Origin of the sequence: Rhodoplanes sp. Z2-YC6860, from assembly GCF_001579845.1 — a bacterium.
In the GTDB taxonomy this organism is placed as follows: Bacteria; Pseudomonadota; Alphaproteobacteria; order Rhizobiales; family Xanthobacteraceae; genus Z2-YC6860.
The window spans coordinates 6,328,072-6,341,493 of record NZ_CP007440.1 but is presented as its reverse complement, the minus strand read 5'-3'; the positions used below and the strand labels follow the sequence as shown (position 1 = coordinate 6,341,493).

At 65.1% G+C, this 13,422-nt stretch carries 14 protein-coding genes and 1 riboswitch; of the genes, 6 read left to right on the top strand and 8 right to left on the bottom strand.

Translation table 11 applies throughout. From position 1 onward, the window contains the following. Positions 1 to 285: 285 nt before the first annotated feature. Together RHPLAN_RS29685 and RHPLAN_RS29680 are read left to right on the top strand one after the other, a co-directional pair. Positions 286 to 1,146 (top strand): isocitrate lyase/PEP mutase family protein, encoded by an 861-nt coding sequence (locus RHPLAN_RS29685; RefSeq protein ID WP_084245856.1) that lies wholly within the window; start codon positions 286 to 288, stop codon positions 1,144 to 1,146. Between the two features lie 23 nt (positions 1,147 to 1,169). Next, positions 1,170 to 1,658 (top strand): DUF3455 domain-containing protein, encoded by a 489-nt coding sequence (locus tag RHPLAN_RS29680; RefSeq protein WP_442971836.1) that lies wholly within the window; start codon positions 1,170 to 1,172, stop codon positions 1,656 to 1,658. A gap of 61 nt (positions 1,659 to 1,719) precedes the next feature. Here RHPLAN_RS29680 and RHPLAN_RS29675 read toward each other — a convergent pair whose 3' ends face one another. The 4 genes from RHPLAN_RS29675 to RHPLAN_RS29660 all read right to left on the bottom strand — a co-directional run bounded on the left by RHPLAN_RS29675 (position 1,720) and on the right by RHPLAN_RS29660 (position 5,848). Further along, positions 1,720 to 2,235 carry a Crp/Fnr family transcriptional regulator gene (locus RHPLAN_RS29675; RefSeq protein WP_084245854.1) on the bottom strand — a complete coding sequence of 172 codons (516 nt, stop codon included), beginning with the start codon at positions 2,233 to 2,235 and terminating at the stop codon, positions 1,720 to 1,722. A gap of 268 nt (positions 2,236 to 2,503) precedes the next feature. Beyond that, a complete protein-coding gene (locus RHPLAN_RS29670) occupies positions 2,504 to 2,977 on the bottom strand; it encodes a cupin domain-containing protein (protein WP_084245852.1) in 474 nt (157 codons plus the stop codon). 163 nt (positions 2,978 to 3,140) lie between these two features. Continuing rightward, positions 3,141 to 4,385, bottom strand: a complete 1,245-nt coding sequence (locus RHPLAN_RS29665) for an MFS transporter (protein ID WP_068026002.1) — start codon at positions 4,383 to 4,385, stop codon at positions 3,141 to 3,143. A 263-nt stretch (positions 4,386 to 4,648) separates the two neighbouring features. Further along, positions 4,649 to 5,848 (bottom strand): FAD-dependent oxidoreductase, encoded by a 1,200-nt coding sequence (locus tag RHPLAN_RS29660; protein ID WP_068026000.1) that lies wholly within the window; start codon positions 5,846 to 5,848, stop codon positions 4,649 to 4,651. 85 nt (positions 5,849 to 5,933) lie between these two features. Between RHPLAN_RS29660 and RHPLAN_RS29655 the strand changes: the two genes are divergently transcribed. Further along, complete coding sequence (locus RHPLAN_RS29655) at positions 5,934 to 6,686, top strand: maleate cis-trans isomerase family protein (protein ID WP_068025997.1); 753 nt, start codon at positions 5,934 to 5,936, stop codon at positions 6,684 to 6,686. Positions 6,687 to 6,864: 178 nt separating this feature from the next. On the opposite strand, the gene cobD is transcribed toward RHPLAN_RS29655, so the two are convergent. Beyond that, positions 6,865 to 7,902 (bottom strand): threonine-phosphate decarboxylase CobD, encoded by a 1,038-nt coding sequence (gene cobD / locus RHPLAN_RS29650; RefSeq protein WP_084246661.1) that lies wholly within the window; start codon positions 7,900 to 7,902, stop codon positions 6,865 to 6,867. Between cobD and cbiB the strand changes: the two genes are divergently transcribed. Beyond that, positions 7,895 to 8,863: an adenosylcobinamide-phosphate synthase CbiB gene (cbiB, locus tag RHPLAN_RS29645; RefSeq protein ID WP_068025992.1), complete on the top strand. Its 969-nt coding sequence runs from the start codon at positions 7,895 to 7,897 to the stop codon at positions 8,861 to 8,863. The genes cobD and cbiB overlap by 8 nt on opposite strands. Here cbiB and RHPLAN_RS29640 read toward each other — a convergent pair. The 3 genes from RHPLAN_RS29640 to cobU form a co-directional block, all read right to left on the bottom strand. Continuing rightward, positions 8,847 to 10,304: a cobyric acid synthase gene (locus tag RHPLAN_RS29640; protein WP_068025991.1), complete on the bottom strand. Its 1,458-nt coding sequence runs from the start codon at positions 10,302 to 10,304 to the stop codon at positions 8,847 to 8,849. The genes cbiB and RHPLAN_RS29640 overlap by 17 nt on opposite strands. 81 nt (positions 10,305 to 10,385) lie before the next feature. Beyond that, entirely contained in the window at positions 10,386 to 11,000 is a 615-nt protein-coding gene (cobO, locus tag RHPLAN_RS29635) for a cob(I)yrinic acid a,c-diamide adenosyltransferase (RefSeq protein WP_068025990.1), read from the bottom strand. Then, positions 10,997 to 11,449, bottom strand: coding sequence for a bifunctional adenosylcobinamide kinase/adenosylcobinamide-phosphate guanylyltransferase (gene cobU, locus RHPLAN_RS29630; RefSeq protein ID WP_237180227.1), 453 nt, complete (start codon positions 11,447 to 11,449; stop codon positions 10,997 to 10,999). The genes cobO and cobU overlap by 4 nt, the downstream gene beginning before the upstream one ends. Before the next feature lie 202 nt (positions 11,450 to 11,651). After that, a riboswitch (cobalamin riboswitch) is annotated at positions 11,652 to 11,852 on the top strand. A 110-nt stretch (positions 11,853 to 11,962) separates the two neighbouring features. Between cobU and RHPLAN_RS29625 the strand changes: the two genes are divergently transcribed. Both RHPLAN_RS29625 and cobW read left to right on the top strand, forming a co-directional pair. Then, complete coding sequence (locus RHPLAN_RS29625; RefSeq protein ID WP_335341033.1) at positions 11,963 to 12,388, top strand: DUF1636 family protein; 426 nt, start codon at positions 11,963 to 11,965, stop codon at positions 12,386 to 12,388. Continuing rightward, a complete protein-coding gene (cobW, locus tag RHPLAN_RS29620) occupies positions 12,385 to 13,419 on the top strand; it encodes a cobalamin biosynthesis protein CobW (RefSeq protein WP_068025988.1) in 1,035 nt (344 codons plus the stop codon). Before RHPLAN_RS29625 ends, cobW begins: the two co-directional genes overlap by 4 nt. The last annotated feature ends 3 nt before the right edge of the window (positions 13,420 to 13,422 follow it).

Below are 13,422 nucleotides of genomic sequence, written 5' to 3'. Positions count from 1 at the left end.
CACCCGACCGCGCCCTGCCACTGAAGGCGGCCCCCTCATCGGGGACGGACAATGACCTCACACCCTGGGACGTGGTCACGAGCCACGCCTGCAGGCGCCACACCCCGCTCCGCCAAATAGACGTCTCTAGATGACGCTCTCAACGAACGAGGCAAATTCGCGTCTACACGTGATTTGCAAGAATGCAAAACGAAAAACGCCGGGCGCCGGACACCATCGGACGCTTGACGGAAGCCACCGGGACGATCAGCGTTCGGTGGTTCTGCTTCACAAAGAGGACACGCCGTGACACCCGCCCAACGCCTGCGCGAAGTGCTCGCTCAACCCCATATCGACGTCATGCCGGGTTGCTATGACGGATTGTCGGCGAAGCTCGTCGCGGCTGCAGGCTTCAAGGTCACGTTCATGAGCGGCTTTGCGGTGTCGGCGGCGCGGCTCGGCCTGCCGGACACCGGCCTCATTTCGTTCAGCGAGATGCTCGACACGCTGCGCAACTGCTGCGCGGCGGCGGGCGACATGCCGGTGATCGGCGATGGCGATACCGGCTACGGCAATGCGCTGAACGTGCAGCGCACGGTGATCGAATATGCGCGCGCCGGCGCCGCCTGCGTGATGATCGAGGATCAGGTCAGCCCGAAGAAATGCGGCCACACCCGCGGCAAGCAGGTGATCTCGCGCGAGGAGGCGCGGATGAAGATCCGTGCCGCGGTGGACGCTCGCGCCAACACCGATATTCTCATCATGGCGCGCACCGATGCCCGCGCGGTGCACGGCTTCGACGAGGCGCTGGCGCGCTGCATGGATTTCGAAGCCGAAGGGGCCGACATCATTTTCTTCGAGGCGCCCGAAACCGAGGACGAGATGCGCCGGTTCTGCTCGGTCATGACAAAGCCCTGCATGGCCAACATGGTGCCGGGCGGCAAGACGCCGGTGCTGCCGCCGGCGAAACTGCACGAGATCGGTTACAAGCTCGCGCTCTACCCGGTGATGCTGTTGTCCTCTGCGGTCTCCGCCATTCAGGGGACGCTCGACGCGTTGAAACCTGGTTCAAAGGCGGCGCAGCCCCAGGCGGTGTCGTTCACCGATCTGCAAGGCATCGTGGGTTTCCCGGACTACTGGAGCAAGGAAACCAAATATCAGGCGTGAGAGGAGGACTTTCGATGAAACGGATGTCGCTGGCGGGCCTTTTGACCGTTGCACTAGTATCGGCAGCCGCCTCTGCCGAAATCCCCGCCGCGATCGCGGTGTCCGGCGAAACACTGGTCGTCCGGCTTCATGCCGAAGGTGCGCAGGTTTACGAGTGCAAAGCGGACGCATCCGGCAAGCTCGCCTGGCAATTCCGCGAGCCGATCGCGACGTTGATCGAAGGCGGCAAGACTGTCGGCCGTCACTATGCCGGTCCGCATTGGGCGCTCGACGACGGCAGCATCGTCGCGGCCAAAGCTGTCGGCCGGGCGTCCGGCGCGACAGCGCAGGACATTCCGCTGCTCAAGCTCGAGGCAACGTCGCATGCCGGCAAGGGCCGGCTCACCGATGTGACGACGGTCCTGCGGCTCGACACCAAGGGCGGCAACGCCGAAGGGGCGTGCCCAGCCGCAGGCGCGTTGCTGAGCGCGCCATATTCGGCCGACTACGCGTTCTATCGGAAGGGCAACTGACAGGCGGCGCGGGCGAGCGTTGAGGCTCGGAAGCTCACCCGCATCTCTTCAGCGCATTGTCTTATCGGGCAAGATGCGGATCGTATGGATAGCCGCCGTAGACGAGACTGGCGCCATCGCTGAAATTGAGTTGCTCCTGCACTTTTTCCACCATCTTGCCGATCATCTCGGAAGGCTTGCCGGCTTCCAGCTGCCGCTTGACCTCGATCAGCGAGCGGTTGGCAGCGTCGAGCCGGCGTGCAAGGACCGCGGCGACATAAAGGGCGATCGTTGGATCGCCTGAAAGGATGGTCTGCGCATCGGCAACATAGAACTCGGAGTCCTCCACCGTCTTCACGTCGGCCGTATGGGGCTGGTCCAAGAGGACGGCCTGTTCGCCAAACACCGAGCCGGCGGCCGAGACGTTGGCAATATGGACGCCGTCCTTGATGACCTCTACGGCACCGCTTCTCAGGAAAAGCAGTTTTCCCGTCTGTGAGCCCGCACTCACGACGACCTCGCGCGCTGACTGTTTCACCACCGGCAAACCTGCAAGGCGGCGCTCCAAGGCGCTGACGGTCGGGATTAGCGATGACATGCGCGCACTCCTTTTACGCCCCGTGAAACTGTCCCTGCGAGGGAAGCGGTAACAATCGCCGTTATTTGACTTGCCATCTGCAACAAGCACCCAGGCCTTGCAAAGCGTGCGGCATCTGATTGTGCCTGACAAGAGCCATCGCCGGCCCTTCAACTGGCCAAGCGCCTGTTGCAAACCCGCGTTCGATCTCAGGGCCGCTTTCGCGGCCAACCACCGGCAACAGAACGAGGCAGCCTGTGGCGCGGATGCCCGATAGCGGCCGGAGTGGTCATGTCACTTTCAGAGGCGGCCCCACCAATGCCATTCCGAACGGCAGCCAAAACGCCGGGTCCGTCGGCGCCATTGCGTTTGCCTTGGTGATTTCCAGGAAGAACGCCTCCGCTTGACCTGCGGGTGTAAACACGAAAGCAATCCGTCCCGGTCCTTCGCTGACGTTGGCCCAGCAGTGCGGTAGTCCACGCGGCCCGAAGGCCGAGTCGCCCGGCCCAAGCCGGTATCGCTCGTCGCCAATTTCGACGATGTATTCACCTTCAGTGACGTGAAACCACTCGTCCTGATCGCGATGCAAATGTCGCGGAGGACCGCCTTTGGCATGGTGCGCGATCTCGGCCACCAGAAACGCCCCGTTGCTGTCCGCAGCTGTGACCTTGAAAGAAAGGGTGCCGATGCCAACGTCGCGATGAGCTGCGTATCGGTCGCCGTTACGTGCGACCTTGAATGGGCTTATCGGGAGCATTGCCATCGAGTGCCTCCTCCTGCCACCCCAATGGTTTGTTATGTGACGCGCACAATACAGGCGAGGGGCGCCCGGTCGGCAATATCATCACGGAGTGTTTGAAGGATAGCTATCCGAAGTTCGCAAAAAATGTCTGCCGGGAAATGATGCGAACTTTGGATTCGGGGTACTAGCTCCGCTTCATCGCCAGGCGGTGCAGGAACAGCAGCATTACCAGCAACACGGCCGCTGAGACGCCGAGCGACCAGTGGATGCCGATGGCCGAGCCCAGAAGTCCCACGGTGATGCCGCTGAACGCCCGCATGCCGAGGCCTGCCATGTTGTACAGACCGAGCACGCGTCCGCGGAGGTCGACGGGCGCATCGAGCTGAACCAGCGCCTGCGCCATGGTGTTGAAGGAAAGCTCGAAGAAGCCCGCGGCGAACAGCAGGATCAGCGCAGCCGGGTAGTATCTCACGCAAGCGAAGGCGAGCAGCGACGAGCACCATAAGGCCGAAAGAAGGATCGCAAGTCGCGGCGTCGGCTTGAACCGGCTCCAGGCCTCCAAAGCAAACCCGGCCAGCAGCGCTCCCGCCGCGTCTGCGGCAAGCAGCAGGCTGTACGACACGCCCGGATCGCCATGGCCGAGATCGGTCGCAAAGCCGGGCATCTGCGCATTGTAGGCATTGCCGACCATGAACGATGTCAGTCCGGCCAGCAGCGTCATCGACGTGAGGACCGGATAACCCGCGATGGCGCGGATGGTCTCGATGATGTCGGCCAGGCCGCGGACGGCGAGGCGGCGCGCCGCGGCGCCGGCCTGCCGCGCCGGCGCCCAGAACAGCCAGAGCACCATCGGCAGATAGAAAAACGTGTTGACGATGATGCCCTTGGACGGCCCGAGCGTCAGCATGATGACGCCGCCGACAGCGGGACCGACCAGCACGCCGAGATAGCGCGCCGTGGCGTTCAATCGGACCGCGCTCGGCAGATGCGCCTGGCTGACGATGTCGTAGATCAGCATCTGGTTCGGGGTCTGCCAAAGGACGCCAGCGCAGCCGTGAATGACGAGAAGCACCATCGCTCCCCACATCGACAGCGTGTCGGTGACGAAGAAGAAGCCCCATCCGGCCGAGGCCAGCATGAACAGCCCCATGCCCCACTGGATGATGCGGCGCGGATCGACGCGGTCGGCGAGTCCGCCGACGGCGACCGAGAACAGCAAAAACGGCAGCCAGTGCGACAGCACCGCGAAGCCCGCGAGCGCCGGCGAATGGAACTTCTGGAACACCATCCAGTAGCTGATCACGTGCTCGACGTTGTCGGCCATCATGGCCAGCACGTAGCAGGCGAACTGGGCGCGGTAGGCGGGATAGGTGAAGGCCGCAAAAGAACGGGATGCAGATTTCGGCGCGGGCGAAGGGGATTGGTCCAAGAGAATTCCTGAATGAATGCAGGCGAACGCTTATGGCGTTTTTCACATAAGTCGCCGCAAACTCAGCTGTCATGCGCGGGCTTGACCCGCGCATCCCGTTTAGGTGGGCAGAGTGCGTCCCTAAGCGGGATGGCCGGGACAAGCCCGGCCATGACAGCGGAGGTGGTGCAACGTAGCGAAATGCTCTAGCGCGGCTAATTGGAGCTTCGTCGCACGATATTCAAGTAAAACCGCTCTAAACTGCTTGCGGGATGCGCATTGCGCTATGCAATTTCCGCCGCCCGGCGCAGACTCGCGATCATCGAGGATCGCAGCATGTATTCCCGGGCCGTCACCTTGTCGGCCGCGGTCCGCCGCATGGCATCGAGCGCCTTCTGCCGCGTCGCCGGATCGCGCTCGCTGATGACCTGCTGGTTGCGATGGGTCTGCTGCTGCACCGCCTCGACCGCGACGGTGCGGCGCTGGCGGTCGTAGCGGTCGAGCAGGATGTCGTCGGCGCCGGCGAAGATGGCCTTGAACTTGTCGGCGAGATTGAAAGCGTCCTGGATGCCGCCGTTCATGCCCATGCCGCCGAGCGGGTTGTTGATGTGGGCGGCATCGCCGGCCAGCACCACGCGGCCGTGGCGAAAGCTCTTCGCCACGCGCTGATGCACCGGATAGAGCGAGCGATGCGCGATCCGATAGGGCTCGTCGCGCTTCACCACGCGGTTCAGCACCGCCTGCAAGTAAGGCTCAGACAGCATTTCTTCCTTGCTGGCGTTTTCCGGCGCCGGCACCAGCACGCGCCACAACTCCGGCACGCGCAGCAGCACCAGCCATTCGTTCGGGTCGGCGATGTAGTTGACATAAGCGATGTCGGTCAGGGTGTTCTCGAACTTGAAATCGGTCGAGGCGATCAGGAATAGCTCCGGATAGGTGAAGCCTTCGAACTCGACATTGAGCGAGCGGCGCACGGCGCTGCGCGCGCCGTCGGCCGCGACCGCGTAACGTCCGGCGATCTCGACGGGGCCGTTGGCGGTCCTGGCCGTGACGGTCACGCCGCTTTCGTGTTGCGTTACGCCGGTGACCTCGTGGCCGAAGCGGATGTCCGCGCCCGGAAGCTTCCTCAACTCGGCTTCCAGGAAGCGCATCAGCTTCCATTGCTCGCATTGCACGCGATAGGGGTGGTTGGTGTCGCCCGCCAGCAGCGCGAGATCGAAGGTCGCGACCGGGCCGGTTTCGCGGTCGCGGAATTGCCAGGTCGGCGCTTTCAGCCCGACCTCGATCATGCGCGGCACCACCGCGAATTCGTCCAGCAGGTCGAGCGTCGGCGGATGGAAGGTCGAGCCGCGCAGCTCCATCACCAGCTCCGGCTCGGCGGCAAGCAGCACGGTCGGAATGCCGCGGCGGCCGAGCGCCAATGCCGCGGTGAGCCCCACGGGTCCGGCGCCGACGACGATGATGCGGTCTTTGTCAGTTGGCATCGATGTTGCGCTTTCGGTTCGCGCTCTTTCAGTTCAGGTCCGGACGTAGCAAGATGGATTCCAGTTGGATCGGAGCGGTGGCGCGATGAGAGACGTTCTCGGCTGGCGGTGCAAGTTCGGCGTGCTGGGGCCTTCGACTAACACCATCGTGCAGCCCGATTTCGAGATGATGCGGCCGCCGGGTGTCACCAACCACTATAGCCGCATTTTTACGCCGAACGCCCAGGCGGTGAGCAACGACACGTTCATGGCCGGCACCCAGGTGATCGGCGAGAACACGCTCGAAGCCGTGCGGTCGGTGATGACCTGCTCGCCGGATTATCTGGTGATGGGCATGTCGGCGGTGACGTTCTACGGCGGCGCGAAGGGCGCGGATGCCTTTCAGGAAAAAGTCGAGCAGGCCGCGGGCGTCAAGATCAGCATCGGCTCGCATTCCTGCACCGCGGCGATGAAGGCTTACGGCGGCATCAAGCGGATCGCGGTGCTGTCGCCGTACTATCCGGTCGCGAACGAGCAGGTGATCCGCTATTTCACGGACTCGGGCTTCGAGGTGGTCCGCGACGTCTATCTGCAATGCAAGAGCTGGACGGCGATCGCCGAGGTGCCGCCCGACCTGCTGCGGGAAAGGCTGATCGAGCTCAACGGCAACGGCCGCGATGTCGATGCCATCATCCAGGTCGGCACCAATCTCAGCATGGTGCGACTCGCGGCTGCGGCCGAGATGTGGCTCGGCAAGCCCGTGATCGCGATCAACACTGCGACCTACTGGCACGCGCTGCGGGCGAACAAGATCATGGACAAGATTCCAGGACTCGGCCGGCTGCTGGAGGAGTTTTAGCGCTGTTTCCAATTAGCTCGCATCGCGGGCTACAACGGCGGTGTCATTGCCGGGCTTGACCCGGCAATCCAAGAACGGGTGCAGCGACGGAAGTCGTAAGGACGTGCGTTGTTGCGCCTTCGTATGGACCCGCGGGTCAAGCCCGCGGGTGACAGTGTGCGCGTGGCAGCAGGGTGCTTCAATTCAAGCCGAGCGCGTCGCTCAACCGCTGCCACGCGGTCTCATCGGCCGGCAGGCCGAAGCGCAGCCATTGCGGCTGTTCGGCAAAGCGCCGCACCAGGATGCCGGCGCGGCCGAGGCGATTGAAGCATTCGGTTGCGTTCGACGATTCCGCCAGCCGATAAAGCGAAGTGCCGCCAACGACGGCGAGGCCCGCGTCCGCGAGCAGTCCGTCGAGGCGCTTCGCATCCATCGCGAGGCGGTTCAACGTTTGCTGCCGCCACTCGTTGTCACCCAAAGCGGCCTTGCCGATCTCGATGGCCGGACCTGCCACGGCCCAAGGACCGAGCACGGCTTCGATCCGGTTGATCAACTCGGGGGCTGCCAGCGCAAAGCCGAGCCTGAGCCCCGCAAGGCCGTAGAACTTCCCGAACGAGCGCAGCACGACGATGTTGTCGCGATCGACCTCGCCGGCGAGGCTCGCGCCGTGCGCGACATCGGCGAAGGATTCGTCGACGACCAGGATGCCGTCACGCAAGCGCAGATCCTTTGCGATGCGGAGCAGCGTGGCCTTGTCGACGACACGGCCGTCCGGATTGTTCGGATTGACCACGATGGCGAGATCGGCATGCGCAAGCCCGTCGGCGTCGGCGACTTCGTTTACATCATGGCCGGCCAGCGTCACGGCGCGCGCATGCTCGGCATAGGTCGTTCGCAGGATCGCGGCGCGGCCCGGCGGAACCAGCGCCGCCACATGCGGCAGCAGGATTTGCGTGCCCGGCGCCGGCGCCACATGATCCGCCGACGGCGCGCCATAGGCCGCGGCTGCGACCGCGGCCAAGGCACGGATGCTGGCGCGATCCGGCAGCCGGGCGAAGATTTCGCTCCGCAGCGCGGGCAGGGGATAGGGTTGGGGATTGATCCCGGTCGACAGATCGATGAAGGGTTCGGGCGCGGCCGGGAACATGCGCCGCGCGGCGGCGAGTTCGCCGCCATGGGCGAGCGGTTCCAGCATCGGGGCCTGGGCGGGCGCTGTGGTTTGAGGACGGATGAGCATCGCGACCACCTTACTGGCCCTGCTCATTGAAGCAACGGCGGGCTATCCAGAGCGCGTGTTTGCCGCCATCGGCCATCCGGTGATCTGGTTCGGCAATCTGATCGACCGGCTCGACCGGGCATTGAACCGCCCGGGGCGCAGCAGCGCATTCCGCAAGGCTGCGGGCTTTGCGGCGCTGTTGGTGATCGTTACGGTTCCGGCGCTCGCGGCCTTCACGGTGCAATCGGCGCTGTTGCTGCTGCCCTATGGCGCCGTGTTGGTTGCGCTGGTCGCGAGTTCGCTGATCGCGCAGCGCAGCCTCCACGATCATGTCCTGCGTGTCGCCGACGCGCTGGACCGTGAAGGACTCGAGGGCGGCCGCAAGGCGGTGTCGCAGATCGTCGGCCGCGACCCGCAGTCGCTCGACGAGGCAGGCGTGGCCCGCGCTGCGATCGAGAGCCTCGCCGAAAACTTTTCCGACGGCGTGGTCGCGCCGGTGTTCTGGCTCGTGGTTGGCGGCTTGCCCGGCGGCGCGGCCTACAAGGCGGTCAACACCGCCGACAGCATGATCGGTCACAAGACCGAACGGCATCGCGACTTCGGCTACGCATCGGCGCGGTTCGACGATCTGATCAATCTGCCGGCGTCGCGGCTGTCGGCGCTGCTGATCATCGCGGCTGCGGCGTTGCTGGATCGCGAGGCTGCGTCGCGCGCCTGGCGGACAGTGCGGCGCGACGCGCGCCATCATCGTTCGCCGAATGCCGGCTGGCCCGAGGCCGCGATGGCCGGCGCGCTCGATCTGTCGCTCGCGGGGCCGCGTGTCTATGACGGCGTGACGGTGGATGACGCGCTGATGGGCAACGGCCGCCGCGATGCGAACGCTGAAGACATCCGCGCGGCGCTGAAGCTCTATCGCCGCGCCGATGGTTTGCTGATCGCGCTTGTTGCGGCGCTGGCGTTGATCGTCACCGCGCTAAGCTGAGCAGGCGATCGAGATCGACGAACGTGGTGAGATGCTTGGCCAGCCGGTCCAGCGTCGATTCAACCAACTCTTCGTATGCAACATTTGTCGGGCCTGCGCCGAGCCGTTGCAGCCACGCCGAGCGCTGGCGGTCGTCGGCGAACAGCCCGTGCACATAAGTGCCGATCACGCGGCCGTTGGCCGAAACCGCGCCTTCCGGCGCGCCATCGATGGTCGCGAAAGGCCGCGCGCAGTCCGGCCCCTGGGTCGCGCCCATGTGCATCTCGTAGCCGGAAAACGGCATGCCGTCGCTGGTCGTGCCGTTGGCATGGGTCAGCGTTTTTTCAGAGGTCAGCACGGTTTCGACATCCAACAGCCCGAGCCCCTGCGCAGTGCCCGCGGGACCTTCGACGCCATGAGGATCGGCGACCGTGCGGCCGAGCATCTGGTAGCCGCCGCAAAGTCCGATCACCGTGCCGCCACGCCGCACGTGTGCTGCGATGTCGATATCGAAACCCGCGGCGCGGAGCGCGTTGAGCCCCGCAATCGTGGTCTTCGAGCCGGGCAGGATCACCAAGTCGGTATCGCCCGGAATGGCCGTGCCCGGATGCACGCGAACGAGACCGACATGGGGCTCCACTTCCAGCGGATCGAGATCGTCGAAATTGGCGATCTGCGGCAGGATCAACACCGCGATCTTGAGCTTGGCGCCCGGACGCCGGACCGGTGCATGATCGAGCGCCAGCGCATCCTCGGCCGGCAGATTCCGCGCCTCTGAAAAATACGGCACGAAGCCCAGCGCCGGCCAGCCGGTCGCCTGGACGATCGCCTCCTTGCCCGGAATGAACAGGCTCGGATCGCCGCGGAATTTGTTGATGATGAAGCCCACCACCGTCGCGGCATCGTCAGGATCGAGCACCGCCTTGGTGCCGACCAGGCTCGCGATCACGCCGCCGCGATCGATGTCGCCGACCACGACCACAGGCACGTTCGCGGCACGGGCGAAGCCCATGTTGGCGATGTCGTAGCGGCGCAGGTTGATCTCCGACGCGGAGCCTGCGCCTTCGACCAATACCAGATCGGCATCGGCCTTCAGCCGCTCGTAGCTGTCGAGCACATGAGGCAGCAGCTTCTGCTTCATCATCATGTATTCGGCGGCCTTGGCGGTGGCGTAGACCTTGCCCTGCACCACCACCTGAGAGCCGACCTGGCTCTGCGGCTTCAGCAGGATCGGATTCATGTGCACGCTCGGCTGCACGCCCGCGGCGCGGGCCTGCAGCGCTTGCGCCCGGCCGATCTCGCCGCCGTCAAAGGCAACCGCGGCGTTGTTCGACATGTTCTGCGGCTTGAACGGCCGCACCTTCAGGCCGCGTTTGGTGTAAGCCCGCGCGAGGCCCGCGACCAGCAGCGACTTGCCGACATCGGAGCCGGTGCCCTGGAACATGATCGCGCGCGCGGTCATGGCGAATCTTGTCCTTCGCGGGCAGTCCGCTCCCTCCCTCTGAAAGGGGGAGGGTTGGGGTGGGGGGCACGTCGCGCCATGTCAGAACTCGATACCGGGCTGCGCCTTCACGCCCGCGGCGAAGTGATGCTTCACGAGGCTCATGTCGGTGACGAGGTCGGCGGCGGCGACAAGCTCGGGCTTGGCGTTGCGGCCGGTGACGACGATATGCAGATCGTTGCGGCGTGCGGACAGTTCGGCAACCACAGACGCCAGATTGAGATAGTCATAGCGCAGCGCGATGTTGAGCTCGTCGAGAATGATGAGCGCGAACGACGGATCGGCCATCAGCTCGCGCGCCTTGGCCCAGGCGCGCTCGGCGGCGGCGACATCGCGCTTGAGGTCCTGCGTGTCCCAGGTGAAGCCTTCGCCCATGGTGTGCCACGACACCTGATCGCCGAATTTCTCCAGCGCATCGCGCTCGGCCGAATGCCAGGCGCCCTTGATGAATTGCACCACGCCGACGCGCTTGCTGCGCCCGAGCATGCGCAGCGCCAGCCCGAAGGCCGCGGTCGATTTGCCCTTGCCGGTGCCGGTGTGGACAATCAGAAGACCCTTCTCGATCTTCTTGTCGGCGACCTCGGCGTCCTGCACGGCCTTGCGCTTCGCCATCTTGGAGCGGTGGCGCTCGGCCTCGGTGTCGTCGATGTTGCTCATGGTTCGCCTTTCACCAGCACCGGAATTCCCGCGACCATCAGAACCACGCGTCCGGCCAGCGCCGCGATCCGCTGATTGAGCCGGCCCTGCAGATCGCGAAAGCGCCGCGCCTCGGCGTTGTCGGGCACGATGCCGAAGCCGACCTCGTTGGAGACCAGCACGGTCGGCGCCTCGCGTCCGGCCAAAGCGGCTTCGAGGTTCTCGACCGCCGTGTCGATGTTGATCTTCCGGAACATCAAGTTGTTGAGCCACAGCGTCAGGCAATCGACCAGCACCGGCTGGTCCTCGGACGCATCCTCGATGGCGCCGGCGAGATCCGTCGGTGCATCGAGGGTGTGCCAGTCCTCGCCGCGGCGGCTTTTGTGTTCGGCGATGCGCTCGCGCATCTCGTCGTCGAACGGCTCGGCAGTCGCGACGTAAATCCAGGGCGACGGCAACGCCATGACCATCTGTTCGGCATAACGGCTCTTGCCGGAGCGCGCGCCGCCGAGCACCAGGGTCAATGGCAGGTGGTTTTCCAACGAACGACGAGGTCCCGTGAAATGGCCGGATTTGGCCAGCCCTTTGAAACACAAGGTGCTGCCCAAAAGCTATACACGGCACAAAAGGGCCAATCCGCGCTCGCATTGACAAAGGCTCACCCAGGCCATTTATTGGACTGGAATTGACGGTCTCTTCGTGCGGAAGAGTGAAAAGGGAATGCGGTGCGGGCGCCTTGAGCCCAATTCCGCAGCTGCCCCCGCAACTGTCAGCGGCGAGCTCGTGCCACAATGCCACTGGGTTCCGGCCCGGGAAGGCGGTGACGGGCGGCGACCCGCGAGCCAGGAGACCTGCCGTCAATTCGGTCGAGCGCCGGGCGGGGTGCCCTGACGCCGTTTCACGACCGCGGCCGCCGGGCCGCGCGTGTCGACCGCGTTCGTTTGCACCCTGGTGGAATGCTGTCCGCTCTTGAGGAGCCACGGGTGTCGTTGACCGATCTGCCGGACAAGACCGTCGAGACGCCCGCGCGCGAAAGCGCGGCGACGGTGATCTATGTCTGCACCACCTGCAGGCGGCCGGAAGATCCCGAGGACCATCCGCGGCCGGGCGCGGCGCTGGCTGCGGCGACGATCCAAGCTGCCGAAAATTCAGGCGTCACCGTGCAGCCGCTGCGCTGTCTCGCCAACTGCAAGCGCGGCTGCAGCGCGGTGCTGCGCAGCCCGAACGCCTGGACCTATGTGTTCGGCCACCTCGATGCCTCGACCGACGCCGAAGCGTTGGTGAAAGGTGCGCAGCTTCTCTCTCAATCCGCCGACGGCCTGATGCCCTGGCGGGGCCGGCCGGATGCACTGAAGCGCGGCCTGATCGCGCGCGTCCCGCCGCTCGATTTCACGGAGTCCGAAGGATGACCTCGCTGGCGCGCATTCCCTGCACGATCGTCACCGGCTTTCTCGGCGCCGGCAAGACGACGCTCATCCGCCACGTGCTGGCGAATGCGAATGGCCGAAGACTCGCGGTGATCGTCAACGAGTTCGGCGATGTCGGCATCGATGGCGAGATCCTCAAAGGCTGCGGCGATGCCGCCTGCCCGGAGGAGAACATCGTCGAACTCGCCAACGGCTGCCTGTGCTGCACGGTGGCCGACGAGTTCGTGCCGGCGCTCGATGTCATTCTGGCGAAAGAACCGAAGGTCGAGCACATCGTGATCGAGACCTCGGGCCTCGCGTTGCCGAAACCGCTGGTGCAGGCGTTCCATTGGCCCTCGATCAAGAACCGCGTCACCGTCGACGGTGTGGTCGCGGTGGTCGACGGCGCGGCGCTCGCCGCGGGCCGCGTTGCCGACGACATGGCGGCGCTCGCGGCGCAGCGCTCGGCCGATGATGCGCTCGATCATGACGATCCGGTGGAAGAGGTGTTCGAGGACCAGATCGCCTGCGCCGATCTCGTGGTGCTCAACAAATGCGACCTGCTGGATCAGGGCGGCCTGGAGAAGGCGCAAGCCGCGGTGACCGGTGCGCTGCCGCGCGCCGTGAAGGTGGTGAAGGTTGCGGGCGGCAAGGTCGATGCCCCGGCGCTGCTCGGGTTGAACATCGGCACCGAGGCCGACATCGAGAACCGCAAGACCCATCACGACGACGAGCTCGATCACGACCACGACGACTTCGAGAGCTTCATCGTGCCGCTTCCTGAGATCGAAAATCCCGATGCGCTGTCCAGGCTGGTGTCTTCCACCGCGGAGGCTGCGGGCGTGCTGCGCATCAAGGGCTTCGCTGCGGTCCGCGACAAGCCGATGCGGCTCCTGGTCCAGGCCGTCGGCCCGCGCGTGACCACACAATACGACCGCGCCTGGACGCCGTCGGAACAGCGCGGCACGCAGCTTGTCGTGATCGGGCTCAAGGGCCTCGACCGCGACAAGATCGTGCGCATGCTCAACGGATGATCG